Origin of the sequence: Archangium lansingense (assembly GCF_026626635.1) — a bacterium.
GTDB lineage: Bacteria > Myxococcota > Myxococcia > Myxococcales > Myxococcaceae > Archangium > Archangium lansingense.
The window spans coordinates 11,179,898-11,200,648 of record NZ_JAPNKA010000001.1 but is presented as its reverse complement, the minus strand read 5'-3'; the positions used below and the strand labels follow the sequence as shown (position 1 = coordinate 11,200,648).

At 67.3% G+C, this 20,751-nt stretch carries 20 protein-coding genes; 2 read left to right on the top strand and 18 right to left on the bottom strand.

Annotated elements, in window-relative coordinates; all coding sequences use genetic code 11:
* Window positions 1-6: 6 nt before the first annotated feature.
* From OV287_RS44815 to OV287_RS44740, 16 genes are all read right to left on the bottom strand, one after another.
* Entirely contained in the window at window positions 7-297 is a 291-nt protein-coding gene (locus tag OV287_RS44815; protein ID WP_267540188.1) for a YkgJ family cysteine cluster protein, read from the bottom strand.
* Window positions 298-320: 23 nt separating this feature from the next.
* Window positions 321-1,472: a hypothetical protein gene (locus OV287_RS44810; protein ID WP_267540187.1), complete on the bottom strand. Its 1,152-nt coding sequence runs from the start codon at window positions 1,470-1,472 to the stop codon at window positions 321-323.
* A 20-nt stretch (window positions 1,473-1,492) separates the two neighbouring features.
* Window positions 1,493-2,452 (bottom strand): GNAT family N-acetyltransferase, encoded by a 960-nt coding sequence (locus tag OV287_RS44805; protein WP_267540186.1) that lies wholly within the window; start codon window positions 2,450-2,452, stop codon window positions 1,493-1,495.
* A gap of 124 nt (window positions 2,453-2,576) precedes the next feature.
* Window positions 2,577-3,008 carry a cytochrome C oxidase subunit IV family protein gene (locus OV287_RS44800; protein WP_267540185.1) on the bottom strand — a complete coding sequence of 144 codons (432 nt, stop codon included), beginning with the start codon at window positions 3,006-3,008 and terminating at the stop codon, window positions 2,577-2,579.
* Window positions 3,009-3,023: 15 nt separating this feature from the next.
* Entirely contained in the window at window positions 3,024-3,692 is a 669-nt protein-coding gene (locus OV287_RS44795) for a cytochrome c oxidase subunit 3 family protein (protein ID WP_267540184.1), read from the bottom strand.
* Entirely contained in the window at window positions 3,682-5,355 is a 1,674-nt protein-coding gene (locus OV287_RS44790) for a cbb3-type cytochrome c oxidase subunit I (protein WP_267540183.1), read from the bottom strand. The genes OV287_RS44795 and OV287_RS44790 overlap by 11 nt, the downstream gene beginning before the upstream one ends.
* Complete coding sequence (coxB, locus tag OV287_RS44785; protein WP_267540182.1) at window positions 5,339-6,385, bottom strand: cytochrome c oxidase subunit II; 1,047 nt, start codon at window positions 6,383-6,385, stop codon at window positions 5,339-5,341. The genes OV287_RS44790 and coxB overlap by 17 nt, the downstream gene beginning before the upstream one ends.
* The gene (locus tag OV287_RS44780) at window positions 6,382-7,251 is read right to left on the bottom strand and encodes an SCO family protein (protein ID WP_267540181.1); all 870 of its coding nucleotides are present in this window, start codon (window positions 7,249-7,251) and stop codon (window positions 6,382-6,384) included. Before OV287_RS44780 ends, coxB begins: the two co-directional genes overlap by 4 nt.
* Window positions 7,252-7,275: 24 nt before the next feature.
* Window positions 7,276-7,755 (bottom strand): hypothetical protein, encoded by a 480-nt coding sequence (locus OV287_RS44775; protein WP_267540180.1) that lies wholly within the window; start codon window positions 7,753-7,755, stop codon window positions 7,276-7,278.
* Window positions 7,752-8,963 carry a hypothetical protein gene (locus OV287_RS44770; protein WP_267540179.1) on the bottom strand — a complete coding sequence of 404 codons (1,212 nt, stop codon included), beginning with the start codon at window positions 8,961-8,963 and terminating at the stop codon, window positions 7,752-7,754. The genes OV287_RS44775 and OV287_RS44770 overlap by 4 nt, the downstream gene beginning before the upstream one ends.
* Window positions 8,963-9,526: a c-type cytochrome gene (locus OV287_RS44765; RefSeq protein ID WP_267540178.1), complete on the bottom strand. Its 564-nt coding sequence runs from the start codon at window positions 9,524-9,526 to the stop codon at window positions 8,963-8,965. The genes OV287_RS44770 and OV287_RS44765 overlap by 1 nt, the downstream gene beginning before the upstream one ends.
* The gene (locus tag OV287_RS44760; protein ID WP_267540177.1) at window positions 9,523-10,074 is read right to left on the bottom strand and encodes a DUF3341 domain-containing protein; all 552 of its coding nucleotides are present in this window, start codon (window positions 10,072-10,074) and stop codon (window positions 9,523-9,525) included. The genes OV287_RS44765 and OV287_RS44760 overlap by 4 nt, the downstream gene beginning before the upstream one ends.
* A 3-nt stretch (window positions 10,075-10,077) precedes the next feature.
* A complete protein-coding gene (gene nrfD / locus OV287_RS44755) occupies window positions 10,078-11,511 on the bottom strand; it encodes an NrfD/PsrC family molybdoenzyme membrane anchor subunit (RefSeq protein ID WP_267540176.1) in 1,434 nt (477 codons plus the stop codon).
* A gap of 3 nt (window positions 11,512-11,514) precedes the next feature.
* Window positions 11,515-14,712 (bottom strand): TAT-variant-translocated molybdopterin oxidoreductase, encoded by a 3,198-nt coding sequence (locus OV287_RS44750; RefSeq protein WP_267542550.1) that lies wholly within the window; start codon window positions 14,710-14,712, stop codon window positions 11,515-11,517.
* Complete coding sequence (locus OV287_RS44745; protein WP_267540175.1) at window positions 14,709-15,371, bottom strand: cytochrome c3 family protein; 663 nt, start codon at window positions 15,369-15,371, stop codon at window positions 14,709-14,711. Before OV287_RS44745 ends, OV287_RS44750 begins: the two co-directional genes overlap by 4 nt.
* Window positions 15,372-15,754: 383 nt before the next feature.
* Window positions 15,755-16,111, bottom strand: coding sequence for an HNH endonuclease (locus OV287_RS44740; protein WP_267540174.1), 357 nt, complete (start codon window positions 16,109-16,111; stop codon window positions 15,755-15,757).
* 68 nt (window positions 16,112-16,179) lie between these two features.
* Between OV287_RS44740 and OV287_RS44735 the strand changes: the two genes are divergently transcribed.
* Window positions 16,180-16,983, top strand: coding sequence for an SDR family oxidoreductase (locus OV287_RS44735; RefSeq protein WP_267540173.1), 804 nt, complete (start codon window positions 16,180-16,182; stop codon window positions 16,981-16,983).
* 109 nt (window positions 16,984-17,092) lie between these two features.
* Here the strand turns inward: OV287_RS44735 and OV287_RS44730 are convergent, their stop codons facing one another.
* Together OV287_RS44730 and ybiA are read right to left on the bottom strand one after the other, a co-directional pair.
* Complete coding sequence (locus tag OV287_RS44730) at window positions 17,093-18,592, bottom strand: IS1182 family transposase (RefSeq protein WP_267535556.1); 1,500 nt, start codon at window positions 18,590-18,592, stop codon at window positions 17,093-17,095.
* A 97-nt stretch (window positions 18,593-18,689) separates the two neighbouring features.
* Window positions 18,690-19,790 carry a riboflavin biosynthesis intermediates N-glycosidase gene (gene ybiA / locus OV287_RS56745; RefSeq protein ID WP_444546335.1) on the bottom strand — a complete coding sequence of 367 codons (1,101 nt, stop codon included), beginning with the start codon at window positions 19,788-19,790 and terminating at the stop codon, window positions 18,690-18,692.
* A gap of 274 nt (window positions 19,791-20,064) precedes the next feature.
* Between ybiA and OV287_RS44715 the strand changes: the two genes are divergently transcribed.
* A complete protein-coding gene (locus OV287_RS44715) occupies window positions 20,065-20,718 on the top strand; it encodes a type 1 glutamine amidotransferase domain-containing protein (RefSeq protein WP_267540171.1) in 654 nt (217 codons plus the stop codon).
* Window positions 20,719-20,751 lie beyond the last annotated feature (33 nt).

Below are 20,751 nucleotides of genomic sequence, written 5' to 3'. Positions count from 1 at the left end.
GGGATATCACCCGCGGCGGGCCTTGCGCATGGAGGAACAGCCGTGCTCGCGGACGGTGCGGGCCTCGTCCGTCAGCTCGAAGAGGGCGAGGTACTTGCCCACGCGCTCCTCGAGGGTGGGGGCCTCGATGAGGCGGCAGACCTCGTCGGCCTGGTAGGAGCGGCAGACGTCGGGGCGCCGGTCGTAGACGGAGCAGAGGTTGTCGGCGGTGAGGTGGGGGCAGCGCACGCCCAGGGGCTTGTCGAGGGCGGCGATGTCCGGCGCCACGCAGCAGGCGCCACAGAGAGTGCATTCCATGGGGACTCGAGCGGGAGGGGGCTTCAGCGCACGGCGTCACCGGCCATGATGGTGGTGGAGCCGAAGTTGTTCACCTGGAGGGGGACGGACTGGCCCTTCTTCCAGGCGAGGAACTCGGCCTCGTTCTTCGGCTCGTGCAGGTGCTCCTTGGCGCCGTCGTCGTCGTAGCCGATGCGCACGGCGTACTTCTCCTCGCGGCGCAGCCTGTCCAGGGAGCCCGGGGTGAGCTGGGGCCAGCGGGGGGCGCAGTCGTGGTCGGACTCCACCTTGCTGTCCACCTGGTTCCACACGTAGGTGTCGTAGGTGCAGCTCACGTCGAAGACGGGCTCGGAGCGGTAGCGCGTCCGCGTGTCGCAGTCCTGGTAGGACTTGCTGCAGTACTTGGGCTCGTCCCGGCAGGTCTCCTTCATGTAGCCGTTGGCCATCTTCTGGCGGGTGCACTTCTCGGTGGTGCCGCACTGCTCGCGGCGCGTCTTGGTGGTGCACACGCGCTCGGTGCCGTCGGCGACCTGGCGGGTGCCTCGCTGGCGGGGGAAGCAGCTCCGGATGTTCTCCACGCCGGCCACCTCGCCGGTGCCATTGACGGGCATGCGGGGCGAGCGGACGCTCAGGTCGCTGCGCCAGCCCTCGCGGCTCACCCGCTGGAAGGTCTCCCGGAAGATGGTGCGCGTCCACTCGGTGCGCGTGACCTGGCCGGTGACGCCGTGGGAGCGCGAGCCCCAGACCATGCAGGTGCCGAAGAGCGCCAGGACGCCGAGGCCCACGTAGAGCCACTTGCGCCCGGAGCCCGGCGCCGCCACGGCACGGGAGGGAGGCGGGGCGGAAGGCTCGATGGGCTCCTCGTGCCCCTCGGAGAGGGCACGTGAGGTGGAGGAGCGCTCGGCGCGGCAGTTGCGGCAGATGGGCGTGTCGCCGCGGTTGGACGCGGAGCAGTAGTCGCAGAACCAATCCGCCCCCGCGTTGGCGGCGGAGAGGGCCTTCTCGTCGGTGACGCCCTCGCGCCGGGACTTGCCGGTGGCGGCATCCACCTCACCGAAGTCGAACTCGGACTCCTTGCCCGTCTCCTCGCGCGGGTTGTTGCAGTTGGGGCAACTGCGGTGCCTCGCGAGGATGTCCCGGGTATCGCAGGAGGTGCAGTTCCACGTGCCCTCGATGATGCGAGTGCGGTCGGCCATGACCGCATCCTAGCGGTTCCTTACACCCAGAGCCCACGGGGGGTCGGGAGGAGGGGGGACAGGGGCAGCCCGGGGCGGAGGGGCCGCACCATGGGCAGAGAGCCGTCGCGGGCCACACGGGTGGCTCCCTCGCCCTGGAGGCGAGGAAGGAGCGGGGCATGGGAGGGCTCCTCCCAGACCACCACGCGGGAAAGGCGGGAGCGCGAGGCCTCGCGGCGGGCGGCCTCCAGGAGGGCCTGGGCCTCCGAGGGAGAGCGTGCATCGAGCATCAGCACCGTCAGCTCGGCGCTCCGGCCCACGAGTCCCCAGAGGATGGTGGAAGCGCCCGCATTGGCGCCGACGGAGGCGGGGAGGGAACAGCCGAGGTGCTCGACGTAGATACGGCCGCGCTCCAGGTGCCAGTCGAGCTGGGCCGGGGTGGGCCAGAAGAAGAAGGGCACCTCAGGGAGGCGCAGGCGGCCGAGGGCTGTAGCGAGGTCCTCCTCCCGCAGGAGTGAGTCCACGGGCTCGCCGGGGTTGCCGGGAGTGGGGGGCAGGTGCCAGTCCCAGGCGGGCAGCTCCTGGTAGCCCGAGCGCGCATAGATGCGCGGGCCCACATCAGAGAAGAGGAGGGCGGCATGGGCGTGAGGCTGGCGCTCCAGCTCGGCGGCGAGCAGGTCCATCAGCCGGGTGGCGTAGCCGTGGCCGCGCAGACGCTCCTCGGTGAAGACGCTGGCGATGGCGAAGCTGTCGCCGGGGACGAGCGAGCCCTCGTCGTTGCGCAGGAAGCTGCGGGTGCGGAACGTCTCGCAGGAGGCGAGCACTTCGCCGTCCTCGCCGCATAGCAGCCAGGTGCGCATGTCCGAGCGGGACCAGGGGTGGGCGCGGAGACGTTGCTCCCGGGCGGCATAGCCCTGGGGGGAGAGCAGCTTGCCCCACTCGGAGTACGTGAGCGCGTCGCGTTGGAGCTGCTGTTCGTCGGAGGCGGCAACGAGGTGCATGGGTCAACTCCCTCTCCCTCTGGGAGAGGGTCGGGGTGAGGGTGTTCCAGCCAGAGCCCGCAAATGAAACGCGGCGCCGGGGAGAGCTCCGCGGCGCCGCGTGGGGTGCATCTTGAAGACGCGACTACTTCGGGTTGGTACCCGGGGCCTTCAGGCCTCCACCGTAGCGGCCGGACTGGCCGGGCGTCGACACGGGCCACTCCTGGGGACTGGCGGAGGAGGGCAGGGCGGGGCGGAAGCGGGTGCCGATGTCGAAGAGGGTGAACAGGAGCATGAGCACCACGAACAGCATGGACGTGCCGAACACCAGCCGGCTGGCGCCCTGGTGCTCGGACAGGTGCATGAAGTACAGCGCCACGAGGGCGCCCTTCACCGAGGCGATTACCAGCGCGAGCGCCAGTGCACCGGTCTCGATGTGCATGCGGCCCGTCCACACCGTGATGACGGTGAACACCATGAGCGCCGCCCAGACCAGGATGTACTTCCCGGGTCCGGAGTGGTGCTCCTCGCGCATCTCACGCTCTTCCTTGAACGACTCATTGGCCATGGCGGACATGAGCGGGGGCCTCCGTTAGATGAGGTACAGCATGGGGAAGAGGAAGATCCACACCAGGTCGACCAGGTGCCAGTACATGCTGCCCAGCTCGACGGCGGTGTAGTTGTGGTAGCTGAACTCGTTCCTCATCGCCTTGAGGGTCACCCACCCCAGCACGATCATGCCCACGATGACGTGGAAGGCATGCAGGCCCGTCGAGAGGAAGTAGATGGTGAAGTACGCGGACGCGCCGGGCAGCGTGAGGCCCGGGTAGGCGTAGTACGGACCGGGCAGCGTGTGGTCGTGGAACTTGTGGGCGTACTCGAAGTACTTGACCACGAGGAAGCCCGCGGCCATCACGATGGTGAGCACGAACATCAGCACCACCTGCTTGTTCTTCGCCTCCTTGGCGTAGTGCACCGCCATGGCGGCGGTGAACGACGAGGTGATGAGCAGCAGGGTGTTGAAGGTGCCCAGCTTCCAGTCCAGCAGACGGCTGGCGGCGGCGAACGCCTCCGGGAAGAGGAAGCGGTAGTTCGCGTAGATGACGAACAGGCCGGCGAACAGCAGGATTTCAGTGGCCAGGAACAGCCACATGCCGAGCCGGGCCGCGTGGTGCTGCACCTCGAGCGAGGCGAAGTGAGCAGCCACCTGCGGCCGCGGGGGCACGCCAGCCACGTCGGCGGTGGCGGTACTAGACTGCATCGGGCACCTCGGCCTTCTTGGGCTCCACGTAGAAGTGGGGCTCCTCGGGGTAGGTGGGCTGCGGGCCCACGAAGTTGTGGGTCGGGGGCGGAGACTCGGTCAGCCACTCGTAGCCGCGGCTGCGCCACGGGTTGGAGGCGGCGCGGCGGCCGTACACCAGCGCGTACGTGAGGTAGATGGCGCTGATGAGGAAGCCGAACGCGAGCAGCGAGGCGCCGGCCGTGGAGGCCACGTTCAGCGTCTGGAAGCGCTCCGGGTACTCATAGTAGCGGCGCGGCATGCCCGCGTTGCCCAGGAGGAACTGGGGGATGAACGTGGCGTTGAAGCCCAGGATGATGAGGGCCGCGGACACCAGGCCCCACCCCTCGTGGTAGCTCTTCCCGAACATCTTCGGGAACCAGTAGTGGAGCGCTGCCATGAAGGCCATGATGGTCGCGCCCACCATGATGAAGTGGAAGTGCGCCACCACGAAGTAGGTGTCGTGCCAGGGCACGTCCAGCGACGCCGTGGCGAACGCCACGCCCGTCATGCCGCCGAACACGGTGAAGTAGAGGAAGCCGCAGAAGTAGGCGAAGGGCGTCTTGAAGTCGACCGCGCCCTTGTAGACGGTGCCCACCCAGTTGAAGACCTTGATGGCGGTGAACACGCCCACCAGCATCGTCAGCACCGCGAACACGCCCGCGTTGAACGTGGACTGGCCGGACACGAACATGTGGTGGCCCCACGCGAAGAAGCCCACGAAGGCGATGCCCAGCGACGAGAACGCCACCGCGCGGTAACCGAAGATGTTCTTGCGGCTGAAGGTGGCCACCACCTCGGACATCACACCGAAGGACGGCAGCACCATGATGTACACGGCGGGGTGCGAGTAGAACCAGAACAGGTGCTGGAAGAGCACCGGGTCGCCGCCCTGGGCCGGGTCGAAGATGCCGAAGTGGAACAGGTGCTCACCCACCACCAGGAGCAGCACCAGGCCCAGCACCGGCGTGGCCAGCACCTGGATGCACGCCGTGGCGTACATGGCCCACACGAACAGCGGCATCTTGAACCAGGTGATGCCCGGCGCCCGCATGGTGTGCGTGGTGACGATGAAGTTGAGGCCCGTGGCGATGGAGCTGAAGCCGATGATGAACGCGCCGAAGAGGATGGGCGCCACCGTCGTCGTCGTGTGCGTGCTGTACGGGGTGTAGAACGTCCAGCCCGTGTCCATTCCGCCGTTGATCATTCCCCAGATGGCGATGACCGCGCCCGTCAGCAGCAGGTAGAGCGAGAGCAGGTTCAGCTTGGGGAAGGCCACGTCCTTGGCGCCCAGCATCAGCGGCAGCATGAAGTTGCCGAAGGCGCCGGGGATGGCCGGGATCATGAACAGGAAGATCATCACCACGCCGTGCATGGTGAAGGCGCGGTTGTACGTCATCGCGTCGATGATGGTCGGGCCCGGCGTGAGCAGCTCCAGACGGACCACCAGCGCGTAGATGCCGCCGATGAGGAAGAAGAGCAGGACCCAGATGAGGTACATCACCCCGATGCGCTTGTGGTCGAGCGTCAGCAGCCACGACTTCAGCGTGGTGCCATCGACCAGGTAGCTCGGGTGGTGCTCGTGATGCTCATCCGGCGCGGGCACAGCGCCCGGCTCGGCTGCGATGCTACTGGATGGGCTCATAGACAGGTCCTTGAGAAGCGTCGGTGCGGATGTCCGGAACGCGCAGGGTCTTGATGTACTCGACGATGGCCGCCGTCTGGGGCCCCGTCAGCTTGCCCTGGAAGGTGGGCATGACGTTGGGATAGCCGGCCACGAGGTGGGCACCCGGGTCCATCATCGACTGGGTAATCCAGGCCTCGTCCACGCGGATGTTGCGGCCGTTGTCCAGCGCCTCCGTGCGGCCGTACATGCCCAGGAAGGTGGGTCCGATGTGCGGCTCACCATTGACGGTGTGGCACTTGAAGCAGCCGACCTCGGCCGCCACCTTCTGGCCCTGCTCCGCCATGCGGGCCGGGTGAGGCTCCAGGCTCAGGTCCGCCAGCGCGTCCTGGCGGTTCTGCAGGGCGCCCTTGCGCTGCTCCTTCACCCACGCGTCCCACTCCTCGGCCGAGAGCACCACCACCTCTCCCAGCATCTTGGAGTGCGACAGGCCGCAGTACTCGGTGCACAGAATCTGGTACGTGCCCGGCTTGGTGGCCTCGAACCAGGTCTGCGTGTAGCGGCCCGGAACCGCATCCATCTTGATGCGGAAGGCCGGCACGAAGAAGGAGTGGAGCACGTCGCGCGAGGTGATGAGCAGGCGCACCGGGCGGTTGGCCGGCACGTGCAGCACGTTCACGCCGTTGGGGCCCTCCGGGTAGGAGAACTTCCACATCCACTGCTTGCCCATGACGTAGACGTCCATGGCGTCCTTGGGCGGAGTGGAGACGAAGACGAAGTCCCGGAAGCCGATGACGAACCAGGTGAGGAAGAACACCAGCGGCAGCGAGACGAAGAGGAACTCCGTCTTCACCGACGGGACGACGTACTCCGTCGCCTGGTTCGGCTTCCGCCGGCGGTAGCGGAAGAAGAAGAAGACCGCCGCCGTGCCCACCGCGAGCGAGCTCAGCATCGTCACGGTGACGACGAAGTAGTGCAGGTTGTCCACCCGCTCTGCGAAGGTCGACGCCTGCTCCGGGAGGAACAGGAGATTGTTCAGCAACTCGTTCATGCTGCTGCGCCTTTCTTCAGCTCACGCCTCCAGTAGTAGGCGAGCATGGTAGCGAGCGCGCCGAACACCATGAGCGCGCCTATCCGGAGGAATCCAAAGATGTAGAAGCCGTACCGCCGGGTGGCGGTGTCATACTTGAAGCAAGTGAGGACGATGCGGTCGAAGCTGGTGCCCACGCGGCCACCGGCCGCCTCCAGCAGGGCCAGCTTCATGTCCTTCGCGGGGAAGGACGTGCCGTACAGGTAGCGCGAGATGGACCCCTCGGGGGTGAGCACCATCAACACGGCCGGGTGCACGTACTGCTTGGTGCTCTCGTCGTAGGCGTACTTGAAGCCCACCGTGTCCGCGAGCTGGTGGATGTTCTCCTGGGTGCCGGTGAGGAAGTGCCAGGGTGCCGTCTCCGGCAGGCCCATGGACTGAAGGTGGCGTCGGCGCCGTTCGTGGCTCTGCGCCGGCGTGTCCTTCGGGTCAATGCTCACCGTGACCGCCTCGTAGTCCTTGCCCAGCTCCAGCCCCAGCTCGCGCATGGTGCGGATCTGCTCGTTGATGACGAGGTTACAGAGCAGAGGACAGTTGTAATACACGAGCGTCAGCAGCACCGGTCGGGTCCGCGGCAGCACGTCGCGCAGCCGTACCGACTTGCCGGAGGCGTCGGTGAACTGGGCCTCCAGCGGTGCCAGATCTCCCAAGTGCTCCTCGACGTCCACCCCGCGCACCTGCGGCGGAGCGTCAGACTGGGCGTCGATAATGCTCTTGGGAACTTTGCCGCCACCCGGGAGGGCATACGCCGGCAGCCCGGTGCTCAGCACCAGGAGCAGCGCCGCCATCCCGGCGCGGACAGTGTAGGGAGAAGTGGGGGTGCACATCGCGCTTCTTCTTCTACCGCGAAACTACGGCTGCTGGGGCGCCGGCTGCTGCGGCGCGGGGGAGGGGTTGGCGGGGGCCTGCTGCCGGCTGGCCGCCTGCTCGGCGATGACCTGGTCCATTGCCGTGGAGATGGTGGGACGAGCCACCACGCCGGGCTCGTCCGCCCAGCCGCTCTCCAGCGCCTTCTGCTGGGAGGCGATCTTCTCCTCGGCGTGCGTGTCCAGCTGGAACAGGCGCTGGTTCACGATGCCAATCTCGTAGGCCGTCTTGTGGTCCTTGTCCGGCGTGATGAGCGCCGGAATGGGGGCCGGGCCCTCGGGGACGAACTCCCGCGTCGTCGCCACCTGGATGCGCCAGGCCCAGATTCCGCCGACGATGAAGACGACGAGGGAGACCACGCCCACCTGCACGACCTTGGAGGTGATGATGTGGTCTTCCTCGGCGGCCACGCCATGCGCGCCACGGATGACGCGCGACTCGAGCTCCGACTCGGTCTTCTTCATGGCTGCACGTACCTCAGCGACTCCGAGATGTAGGGATCCTTCACCGGCAGCGTGTAGCGGCCCCGGGCCTGCCAGACGGCCGCGGCCACCGCCAGCCCACCCACGCCCACGAAGGAGGTGATGAGCGTCCAGTGGAACGACGGGCCCTGCGGCGAGTACGCCGGCCAGATGAGCCAGTACATGTCCACCGCGTGCATGATGAGCAGGTAGACGGCCACCACGGCGAGCAGCCGCGGCTTGAGCTTCAGGTTGCGCGAGAGCAGGGTGAAGAAGGGCACCGCGAAGCCCATGACGAAGAGCGCGATGGACAGCGGCCTCCAGTTGCCCTCGATGCGCAGCTTGAACCAGCCGGCCTCCTCCGGGATGTTGGCCACCCAGATGAGGAGGAACTGGGAGAAGGCGATGTAGGCCCAGAAGGCCGTGAAGGCCAGCAGGAGCTTACCCAGGTTGTGGTAGTGCGCCGTCGTCACCAAGGTGCCGTACTCGTCCTTGCCCTGGGCATTCACCGTGGCGATCGTCAGCACGCAGAAGGCGGCCAGGAAGCTCCCGGCGAAGTAATAGACGCCAAAGATGGTGGACTGCCAGAGCGGCGTGAGCGTCATCAGCCAGTCGAAACCAGCAAAAGTAATGGTCAGCGCAAGGAAGGGGAGCGAGCCGGGGGAGAAGCGCCGCTGCTTGGTGGTGAGCTCCAGCGCGCCGGTGGTGTCCTGCTCCATGCTCCAGGTGCGCAGCCGCCAGGACACGAAGATCCACACCCCGAAGTAGATGGCCTGACGGATGTAGAGGAACGTCAGGTTGAGGTAGGGGTGCTTGTGGTGCAGGTGGTGCAGCTCCACCTCGGTGAACTTCACGCCGTCGGTACCGGGGAACACCCAGTTGGCGCCGTCCACCCAGGGGAAGATGTACTTGGCCCCGAAGAGCAGGGGCAGGATCAGCAGCGCGAACACGAACACGCTGGAGCCCATGGTCTCCATGGTGCGGCGCAGGATGGTGATCCACTTGGCCTTGGCCGTGTGGAAGATGGCCACCATGATGATGGCGGCCACCGAGATGCCCAGCCAGTAGGTGAAGCCGAACAGGTAGCTGAACACCGTCGCCTGCGGCGCGGTGAAGAAGCCCACCGCGGTCAGCACCAGGCCGAGCACGCCCAGGCCACCCGCCAGCGTCATCGTCTTGGAGCCGCCGTTGAAACGATCCACGGCAATCATCACCGGTTCTCCTGCGGAAGGGGCTGCTGGCCGCCCACCTGAGTGTTGCGGGCCTTCTGCAGCGCGCGCACGTAGGCCACCACGGCCCAGCGCTCCTGAGTGTTGAGCTCGCCCGAGAAGGACGGCATCACGCCGTAGCCCTCGTTGATGGCGACATAGATGTGTCCGTCCGGCTTGTGGGCGACCTCGAGCAGGGACGGAGGCAGGCGCATGGCCATGTTCTCCGCCACCACGCTGTTCCCGTCACCGAGCCGGCCGTGGCACTGCGAGCAGACGATGTTGTACTTCTTCTGGCCCAGCTCGAGCACCTCACGGTTGAGCTCGAGCGGGATGCCGCTGACGAGCTGCCCGTTGACGCGGCCCGTGCTCAGCCCGGGGTTGCCCACCGGCCGCTCGCGCGGGATGGTGCCCTCGGGCGGGGTGCGCATGGACTGGCCATTCGCCCAGAACTCACTCGTCTCGTAGTACTCGTACTTGGCCTGATCCTCCATGCGCTGGAGGAACTCGGACGGGACGTTGCAGCCGGCCAGGGCGAGCCCGGCCGCGGGGATGAGCCACTTCATTCCTTCTCTCCCGTGACCACGGTCACATGGGTTGCACCCAGGGACGTGAGCTGGTTCTTGACGTCATCGGCCTTCACGGTGGCGGCGGCGGGCACGCTCAGCCAGTAGCCGTGCGTGGACGCGCTGCGGAACTCCTCGCTCTCGAAGACCGGGTGGTACGGCTGGGGCAGACGGCTGAGCCCCAGCAGACCGAAGAAGATGCCGAACGCGCACAGCAGCACCGACAGCTCGAAGGTGATGGGCACCCAGGCCGGCAGGCTGAACGTCGGACGGCCACCCACGTTGAGCGGGTAGTCGATGGTGTTCATGTACGTCTGGAAGGCGAGGGCGGTGATCATGCCCGTCAGCGCGCCACCCAGGGCGATGAAGGGGACGCGCGAGGGCGGCAGGCCCAGCGCCTCGGACCCACCGTGCAGCGGGTAGGGCGAGTAGGTGTCCATGCCTTCGTAGCCCTTCTCCCGCATCTGCCGGGTGGCATCCACCAGGGCCTCGGGAGTGGCGAACTCGGCCAGCACCCAGCTATCCAGAACCTTGATTTCGGCGGACATGGGTCAGTGCGCTCCGTGGGTGGCGCCAGTCTCCGCGCCATGGGCGGCGTGGTGGGCGGCGTGCTTGAGCTCGAGCTGGAGCTCCTTCACCTCGCTCACCGCGACCGCGGGGACGAACTTGAGGAAGAGCAGGAACAGCGTGCCGAAGAGGCCCAGCGTTCCCACGTAGATGGACCAGTCCACCCAGGTCGGGCTGTACAGGTCCCACGAGGAGGGCAGGAAGTCCTGCGTCAGCGACGTCACGATGATGATGAAGCGCTCGCACCACATGCCGATGTTCACCAGGATGGACGCCACCCACATGATGGGGATGCTGGTCCGGCACTTCTTGAACCAGAAGATGTTCGGGGTGATGACGTTGCAGGCGATCATCAGCCAGTACACGCCGGCGTACGGACCGCGGGCGCGGTTCACGTAGAAGGTCCAGATCTCGAACTCGCTGCCGGAGTACCAGGCGATGAAGTGCTCCATCAGGTAGCCGTAGGAGACGATCAGGCCCGTCGCCAGAATCACCTTGTTCATGTTCTCCAGGTGGCGGTCGGTGATGACGTCCCGGAGCTTGAGGTACTTGCGGGCGGGCACGATGAGCGTGATCACCATCGCGAAGCCGCTGAACACGGCGCCGGCCACGAAGTAGGGCGGGAAGATGGTGGCGTGCCAGCCGGGGATGAGCGAGGTGGCGAAGTCGAAGGACACGATCGTGTGCACGCTGACCACGAGCGGGGTGGAGATACCGGCGAGCAGCAGGTAGCCAATCTTGTAGTTGTGCCAGTGACGGCCGGAGCCGCGCCAGCCGAGGGCGAAGAGGCCGTAGATGGTGCGCTGCAGCTTGCCCTTGGACGAGTCACGCAGGGCCGCCAGGTCGGGGATGAGACCCACGTACCAGAAGAGGGCGGACACGGTGAGGTACGTCGAGATGGCGAACACGTCCCACACGAGCGGCGAGCGGAACTGCGGCCAGGCGCCCAGGGTGGAGGGGTAGGGGAAGAGCCAGAAGGCGAACCAGGGACGGCCCGTGTGCAGCAGCGGGAAGAGACCCGCGCAGCACACGGCGAAGAGCGTCATGGCCTCGGCGAAGCGGTTGATGCTCGTGCGCCACTTCTGCTGGAAGAGCAGGAGGATGGCGGAGATGAGCGTACCGGCGTGACCGATACCGACCCACCAGACGAAGTTGACGATGTCGAACGCCCAGCCGTTGGGCTGGTTGTTACCCCACATGCCGATGCCGCGGGCCAGGGTGACAGTCACACCCAGGACCAGCAGGCCGAGCGCCGAGAGGGCCAGGCCGAACAGCATGAACCAGCCCTTACCGGGCTTGGCCCACACGTGGTCGAGCAGGGTCTCGTTGAGGGACTTGTCGTCGTGGTGCGGCGCGACGAGGGGCCGCGGCTCGAGCGGATCGAGCGAAGCGGCGTTATGAGCAGCGGTCTCGGCCATGGCTCAGTGGCCTCCTTCGTGCGACTCGCCGGCGGGCTTGGCGGACGCGAGGGCAGGATTGGGATTTCGCAGGCGGATGAGGTGGGCGGTGCGCGGCTTGGTGCCCAGCTCGTTCAGCAGCTTGTAGGCGCGCTCGTCGTGGTGGTGCTTCGTCACCTGGGCGTTCGGGTCGCTCAGGGTGCCGAACACGATGGCCTCGGTGGGGCACGTCTGCTGGCAGGCGGTCTGCAGCTCCTTCTCGAAGATGGGCCGCTTCTCCACCCGCGCCTTGATGCGGACGCGCTCGATGCGCTGCACGCAGTAGGTGCACTTCTCCATGACGCCGCGGTTACGCACCGTGACGTCCGGGTTCATCATCATCTTCTGCGTGGGCGTCTTGTCCGCGGTGTAGTGCAGGTAGTTGAAGCGGCGGACCTTGTACGGGCAGTTGTTGGAGCAGTACCGCGTACCGACGCAGCGGTTGTACACCATGTCGTTGAGGCCCTCGTCCGAGTGGACGGTGGCGTTCACCGGGCACACGTACTCGCAGGGCGCCTTCTCACAGTGCACGCAGGCCACCGGCTGCATGACCATCTCGGGGTCGTGCAGCTCCTGGCCGGAGAAGTAGCGGTCGATGCGCAGCCACTGCATCTCACGGCTGCGGGACACCTGCTCCTTGCCCACGACGGGGATGTTGTTCTCCGCCTGGCAGGCCACCACGCACGCGGCGCAGCCGGTGCAGCGGGCGAGGTCGATGGCCATCGCCCACTTGTAGTCCTTGTACTCGAAGTCCGGCAGCAGGTTGGGCTTCTCGACGTCGCCGCGGACGCGGAACATCAGAGGGCTCGCGTGATGCTTCTCCTGCTCCAGCTCCTTGCGGAACTGCTCCACCGGCATGTCGAGGGCGATGGGGCGGCCCTCCGTGCGCCAGTGGCTCTGGGTCAGGGAGAACTTGTGGGTGGCGCGCGCATCCTTCTCCAGCGACGCACCGCCGTCGAACCAGGGCGCGTCGGAGTTGCGCACCAGGTTGGCGTTGAAGCCGACTTCCTTGGCCACCGTCTCGAAGAGACCCGTGCGGCCGTAGCCCAGGGGCAGCACCACCACGCCGTCGGCGATGCCGGGGGTGATCCACACCGGAACCTTCAGCGAGGCCTTGCGGTACGTGAGCGTGGCCATGTCACCCGGCTGCAGCTTCAGGCTCTCGGCGGTGGCCGGGCTGACGTAGGCCGCGTTGTCCCAGGTGATCTTCGAGATGGGGTCCGGCAGCTCCTGCAGCCAGGACATGTTGGCGAACTGGCCGTCGAAGACCTTGTAGTCCGTGACGAAGTTCACCTCGAGGCCGCCGGAGGCAGGCGGGGTGTAGGCGTCCACCAGGGCGCGGGCAGCGTCCAGGTTCGGGGTGCTGGTGATGGCCGCCGAGGCGGTGTCGGGGACGATGCCCACCGACACCCACGTCTCCCAGGCCGTCTCGAAGTCGGCGAGGGCGGCGGAGCGGCCACGCCAGAAGTCGCGGAGGATCTGGTAGCTGCTGCGGTACGGCTCACCCAGGAAGAGCGCGAGCAGCTCCGAGGCGGGCACGCCGTTGTAGAGCGGCTGAATCAGCGGCTGCACGACGGACACCGTGCCGTCCATGGACCGGCCATCGCTCCAGGACTCCAGCTCGTGCGCGGCCGGGATGAACCAGTCAGCGTACGTGCTCGTCTCGTCCTCGAAGAGCGAGGTGTAGACGACCGTGAGCTTGCTGCGGTTGGCGTTCTCCGGGCTCAGCGCCTTCTGGAGCTCCAGGTCCACCGGCGCGCGGTAGACCGGGTTCCAGGAGGTGATGACGAGCACGTCCACCGCGCCGTTGTTCAGCTCCTGCACCAGCGAGCGGAGGCTGGCGTCGTTGGTGCTCTCCGTGACGGTGGCGGCCACGTAGCGCACCGTCTGGGGCACGTTGCCGAGCGCCGAGTTGATGGCGGCGGCCAGGGCGTGCACCGCGGCGGGCTGACGCTCGCCTGCGACCACCGCGCTGCGGCCAGCGGCGGCGCGCAGGTCAGCGGCGACCGCATCCACCCACTTCTGGTGGTTGGCGTTGAGCTGGGCCTTCGCGGCGGCAGCGGCGCCCAGACCCTCGGCCCCTCCGCCCACGCGCGAGGCGATGGCGGCGGCGATGGCGAGAATCTCCTGGGACTTCGCGCGCAGGCGGTGGTCCGCCATGCCGCCGGTGATGGTGAAGCGCGGCTCGGCGACGTAGAGGCGGTTGAGGTTGCCCTCGGCCGGGTCACGCCGCTTCGCGAAGGCGCGGGCGTAGGCCAGGTTGGCCGGGCGGCTCTCCAGGAAGTCCGCGTCCAGGGAGAGGACGACGTCCGCCTTGGAGAAGTCGTACACCGGGGTGGCCGGGGCGCCGAGCACCGCGCGGGCACCCTCGGTGGCCGCGTCCTGGGCGACGGACGTGTAGCCGACGAACTTCGCGTTGGGCAGCCGCTTCTGGATGCGCTCGCGCAGATCTCCGAGCACCGGAGAGGTGTTCGGCTCGGTGAGGAAGCGCACGCGCGCTCCGCCGTTCTCCTGAGCCGCCCGGGCGATGACCGTGCTGATCTCCTCACCGAAGGTGCGCAGCGAGCGCGGGTCCTTGCGGTGACGCAGCACGCGGGCGCGCTGCGGATCGTACAGGGACATCAGGAAGGCCTGCTCGAAGACACCGGCGGCGCCCAGGTTCACCGGGTGCTGCGGGTTGCCTTCCACCTTGACGGGGCGGCCCTCACGCGCGGTGACGAGGATGCCGGAGGTGTGGCCCCCGAACGTCATGCCCGAGGCGTAGTGCAGGGGGTTGCCCGGCACCATCTCGGGAGGCGTGCGGGTGTAGGGCACCATGCGCTCGTCCACCGGGCGGGTGGAGCAGGCGGTAGCGCCGGCCAGCGCCATGGATGCGCCCAGCAGCTGCATGAACTCACGGCGGGCCACGCCGGTGGGGGGCAGGTCCGCGCCCGTGGGGAACTCGGGGCGGGTCTCCTCGAGGTACTCGGCCTGGCCGAGCCTCTCCTCGAGGCTGCGCCAGTACGTCTTGCCGTAGGCGCCCTCGGACGTCACGGCGTTCGCGGCGGCGTGGTCCAGCGCCTCACCCACGACGTCATGGTGATGGTCGTGGTCGTGTGCGGCCTCAGCCTTGTCGGAGACGACCGGCAGGGCGAAGGAGGTAGGGGTGTCCTTCATGGGGGCTCCGTCGAGCTTGGGCTTCAGCGATGGCATGTGGAGCAGCTCGTGCGCGCGTGAACGTCGTACTGTTCATACAGCGTGTCGGCGAGCTTGGCGGCCTCTTCATGGTCGGCCGGCGGCTGCCAGGTCATGCTGGTGATGAACTCCTGCGGGCGCAGGTTGGGCTTCGGGTTCCGGTGGCAGTCCAGACACCACTGCATGGTGAGCGGCTGGTACTGCTCAATGGCGGCCATCTGGTCCACGCGGCCGTGGCAGCTGACGCAGCCAACGCCCTTGGACACATGGATGGCGTGATTGAAGTAGACGAAGTCCGGCAGGTTGTGGACGCGCACCCAGGGGATGGGCTGGTCCGTGAAGTACGCCTCACGCACCATCGCCAGGTACGGGCTCTTGTTCCACACCTGCGCGTGACACGACATGCACACGGTGGTGGAAGGGATGCCCGCCGACGGCGACTTCTCCACGGAGAAGTGGCAGTAGCGACAGTCGATCTGCTCGTCACCCGCGTGGTGCCGGTGATCGAACTCGATCGGCTGTTCGATCGGCCGGTTCTGGTTGGTGACGAACGGAGACCGCACGTACGCCATCAGACCGCCCAGTGCGATCGCGGGAATTGCAAGTAGCGCCGCGGCCGAAGCTCGCGACACCGTGTTCGTCCAGCGTGGGAAGAGAGGACCACTCATATCCAGGACCGGGGGCTAGTCATTGGGCGGCTCCAGAGGACGCGACCGGGAGGACGGTGCGGCCGGACCGGAGATGGCACAGGGAGACTGGAACAAGAAGCTCATGCACGGCGTTGCTGTGGCTGCGACGGCTCCTGCCCTGGCAGGAGACATGCGGACACGCCCGACCCCATCCGACTGATGATTTGCGATGGGCGGGGTCCCTCCTCCTCGTCCCGTCCCAACGCGGCGCGTGACCATCGAGCATCATTATCCAGGTGTCAACCTTTCTCTGTCCGCGCGCGGGGGGATACCACGACCCGCCACGTTGTGGCGCGGCTGGAAACTTGTCCGGATGATGTTCTCTTCTACGAGATGGAAGGGGGGTTGAACCTGAGGGGATTTCAGGTGGCGTCCGGGTCACGCCAGCGCTCGCGGCGGCGCTCCAGCAGCCGATCCACCAGCTCCCGGACCCGGGGATCCCGATCAAAGTGCCGATCGTGCCGGCTGCCCTTGCCCTGGTTGCAGCGCGCACACGCCAGGCCGAGGTTCTCCAGCGCATCCGTGCCCCCATGAACCCGGGGGATGATGTGCTCGATGGTGGCGCGGCTGATGGGCTCGCCGTCCAGGCTGACGGTGAGGTACGCGTTGCAGTGCAAGCACTTTCCGAGCCACACCTCGCGCCCGCGGTAGTCGGTGCGCTCGAAGGTGGCGTCGGTGGCCACGATGTCGAGGATGCGGCGGCGCTTGGAGGTGCTCACACCTCTTCTAATAGATGGAAGAGGCGTGGGGTGCCATGGGGGGTGGGGTGGAGCGAGCATGCGGCCCCATGCAAGGAAAGACGGTGGTCATCACCGGGGCGTCCTCGGGAATCGGTGAGGAGCTGGCGGTGGCGCTCGCGGAGCGCAGGGCCCAACTGGTGCTGGCGGCCCGGAGTCAGGCGGAGCTGGAGCGGGTGAAGCAGCGGTGTGAGCAGGCCGGAGGCCGCGCCTTGGTGGTCCCCACGGACGTGGGTAACCCCGAGGACTGCCGGCGCCTGGTGGAGCGGGCAGTGGAGACGTTCGGCGGCATCGACGCCTTCGTCAACAACGCCGGGATGGCGATGCGGGGGCGCTTCGAGGACGTGACGGACCTCTCCATCTTCGAGCGCCTCATGCGGGTGAACTACCTGGGCTCGGTCTACTGCACGCACGCCGCGCTCCCGCACCTGAAGGCACGGAGGGGCCTGCTCGTCGCCATCTCCTCGCTGACGGGCAAGAACGGCGCGCCCACCCGTACCGGGTATGCCGCGACGAAGCACGCGATGCAGGGGTTCTTCGACTCGCTGCGTATCGAGCTGAGCGGCACGGGCGTGGACGTGCTCGTCGTGTCGCCCGGGTTCGTCACCAGCAACATCCGCTCGCGGGCGCTCGGTCCCGACGGCTCGGCCGGCCATGCGGACATCGCCGAGGAGAAGGGCAACCGGATAATGGATACGCGCACCTGCGCGGACCTCATCCTGCGTGCCATGGAGCGCCGCGAGCGCGAGCTGGTGATGATGCCGGCCGCGAAGCTGCTGCTGGCCCTCAAGGCGCTCGCGCCGGGCGTCATCGACCGCCTCGCCTCGCGGATGTTGAAGCAGGCGCGGCCCTAGGAGCGTGTCGGCGAATCGGCCAGAGGTACGGTAGCGCGTAGCGGGAGCGATATGGCGCCCCAGGTGCGGATGCCGTGGAGCCGCGACCGCCGTGCGGCGACCTGCTCCGCTACGCCGCCTGCGCGGCCAGGCTGGGCAGTTCCCACCCCAGCTTCCACAACTTCTTCAGGTTGTGGACGGCACACGCCAGCGAGAATTCCCCTTGCACCTTGGTGAGGCCCCTCAGCGAGAAGCGTGGCAGGACTGTGTTCTTCACCTGCCCGATGACAGGCTCGGCTGTCACCTTGCGCCGCGCGTACGCCTTGCGTCCCCGCTTCGTCAAAATCTTGCGCTTCATTCGCTCCTTGAAGCTCAGTCCCGCCGGCGGGCGTCCTCGAGGAGCTGGCGGCGCTTCCTCTCCGTGCTTGCCGCGCCCGGTGGCCACAAAGCACTCCACCCCCTTGTCCTCCACCTTCTCAATGTCCTCCTGGCTCAGGTAGCCCGTGTCCGCACTCAGCTCCTTGGGCACCAGTCCCGTGTTGGCTTCCACCTGCTCCACCATGGGGGCCAGCTGGCGTGCATCACTGGTGCTCTGCCCCACTTCCTGGGCCACTATCAGTTGCGTGTCCGCGTCCGCTGCCACCTGTGCGTTGTAGGACTGCTGGAAGGCGCCTGCCCGCGGCATTATTCTCGATTCCGGGTCGGTGAAATTGCGCTGCGCCTTCTCGGAGGGCTTCGCCTCCTCCGGGTTTTCACCCCTGGCCCCAGCCTTCTCCCTGGCCTCCTTCTCCAAGTCCTCCTTGGCCTCGCGAATCTTCTCCCGGCGCTTCTCCTTCTCCACCGCCAGCTCGAGCTTCTTCTCCGCCTCCAGCTCACGCGCGGCCTGCCGCAGCCGCTCGGCGCGCTTCTCTGGATTCTTCAGCTCCTCGGGCAGCTCATCCCCGCGTCGCCCCTTGCCGTAGCGCCTGTCCTCCTCCGCATCCAGCGCCGCGGCCTCCGCAAGCAGCCTGTCTATCTGCTCGTCCAGCTTCTTCATGGACTCCTCCATTCGTCCGTAGCTCATCGCCTTGTGCTTGCTGGCGTTGGCCTTCCATTTCGAGCCATCCACCGCCAGGTGCCCCAGCTTCTTGAGCCCCGAGCCGCGCGCCAGCCTCAGCGTGTCCACGAAGAGCGCTCGGAAGGCTTCCAGGTGCCTCACCCTGAAGGTGCACACCGTGTCGTGGTCCGGCCTCTCTCCTCCCGTCAGGTAGCGGAAGGCGATGTCCGTCTCGCACCTCCTCTCAATCTCCCGGCTGCTCGTAATGCCTCGCGCGTACGCGTACATGAGCAGCAACGTCATCATCACCGGGTGGTAGGGCGGCTGACCGCACTCCTGGGTGTACGCCTTCAGAATGGCGCTGAAGTCGAGCGTCTTGCGCAGCTCGACGAAGAAGCACGCCAGGTGCCCCTCTCCCAGCACTTCCCTCGCGTACTGCGGTAGCAACTGGCCCTGCTCCGGCTGCCACTCCCGGAACGGTCTCGGCGAGGCGTAGCGGGCGGAGCTCTTCGTCTCCTCCCGCTCCGGCTTCTCGCTGGTTGCTACTTCCAACAGGGCGGCCTGCTCCGGCTTCTTCCTCGAGGTGGTGCTCACCCTCCACCTTCAACCAGAACTCGCCTCCCCTCTGAAGGACCACCTGGGGCGTCACTCCTCTTCCCCACCCTCCAAGGTGGGGTTTTCCGACACGCTCCTAGCGGCTCCCAGGGGCGTCCGCGGCGAGAAGATCCTCACGCAGGCGCGTGAGCACCTTCCCAAGCAGGTTCTGGCCCCGCCACGTCGCGGGGTCCTGGATGCGCGGGTCCTCCGCCGAGAGGCCCACGCCCCAGATGCGATCCATCGGACTGGCCTCCACCAGCTCCGTGCCCGCCGTGGCCAGCAGCGCCGCGAGTAGCTCCGCGTTCTGCGTGAACTTGGCGTGGCTGCCCTCATAGACGATGCGCTCGCGCTCGCGCTCCCACACCGCGCCCTCGAAGCCGCGCACCTTGCGCCCCAGCGCCTTGTGCTCCTTGGGCGTCCGCGCTTTCAGGATGCGCGTTGCCATCTCCTCGTCAGCGAAGAGCACCGCCTTGCCATGCATCATGTACTGCTCGGCGCACGTGAACCGCACGCCCCCCACCACGAACTCCACCGGGTACCACTGCGAGAAGGGGGACTGCTGTCTCCAGAAGAAGGTGAACCTGCGCTGCGCGTCATTCATGGGAGCCCTCGAATGGTTGGTGTTATTATGACACCAAGTCTGACGCAGCAAGCGCGTGTCCCTGACAGCGCCTGCGGTGCTCAGGATGTGGGGGGCCGGTAGGACACCCCAGTGACGGTGTACTCCATGGCGCCACGTGGACGCTCGACCCGAACGGACTCGCCTGGCTCCTTGCCCAGGAGGGCCCGCGCGAGGGGAGAACTCGACACTGAGGCGGCCCGCCTTCACATCCGCCTCGTCCGGGCCGACGATGCGGTACGCCGTCTCCTCACCCTCCTCGTCCTCGAGCGTCACCCACGCACCGAAGTAGACGTGCTCCTCGTCGGGGTGCTCTGAGGACACCACCTTGACCTCCTCCAGGATGGCGGCCAGTTGCTGCGCGCGGCGCGTCCGCTCACGGGCACGTGCCTCGCCTTGAAGCGCCGGGGTGTCCTTCTGCTGAGACGCGGGAGCCGTCAGCGCTGCGAGCTCCTCCTGCAGGGCCCGGTAGCCTTCGGGAGTGATGTACCGCTTCTCGCCGGTCGCCGAGCGGGGCCGAGGAGGAAGCAGAACGTCCTCTCCGCCTGAGTCTTCTTTCGTGAAGGCCTTCGACATGGTGCTCCCTCCCGGACGGTCGCCATCCTGCCTGGAGGCTCGTGCCTTGTCCCGGAGGACAGGGCGCCCTTGGGAGCTCGCGCGAGCACACCGACATTCAAACAACCTTGGGGCTCGCTCAGCTCATCGCTACCTATAAACAGGAAACCCAGGCCACGGGGCCGTGACGCCTTCCGGCTGCTCTCCTGGCTGCCCTCCGGACCAGGGAGCGTGGAATGCCGAGTGCGAGAGGGATGCCGACGATTCCGCGGGAAGAAAACTGGGAGGCGCGGGCATGGCGAGGAAGACATTGAGGGGCATCCGAGTGGGCGTGCTGGCTACGGATGGGTTCGAGCAAGTGGAGCTCACCCTTCCCGTGCGGGCGCTGCGCAAGCGGGGCGCCCAGGTGGACATCATCTCCCTCCACAAGGGGCACATCCGCGGCATGAACCTGCTATGGCCGGGCAAGAAGGTCCCGGTGGACGAGACGGTGCACAAGGCCCGGCCCAAGGACTTCGACGCGCTGCTCATCCCCGGGGGCTTCGTCAATCCGGACTCTCTCCGCCAGAGCGAGGACGTGCTCGACTTCGTGCGCGAGTTCGACCGGCACGGCCGGCCCATCGCCACGCTCTGTCATGGCCCTTGGGTGCTCGTGTCCGCGGGCCTGGCCAGTGGACGCAAGCTGGCCTCGTGGCCCGGTATCAAGGACGACATCCGCAACGCGGGCGGCCAGTGGATGGATGAGCCGGGCGTCCGCGATGACCGGTGGTTCTCCAGCCGCAGCCCTCTCGACATGCGCCACTTCATCAAGGGCATGGTGCAGCTCTTCGAGGAGTTCGCTCCGCGCAATCACCCGGTGGAGAAGCGCTCGCGCTGGGGCCGCTGGCTGTTCGCCGCCGTGCTGGGCCTGGTGGCCATCCGCCCGGCTCGTGCCGCCCTCGCGCGCTAGGTGCGAGGTGTTGGCAGGGCGCATCCGGGGCGG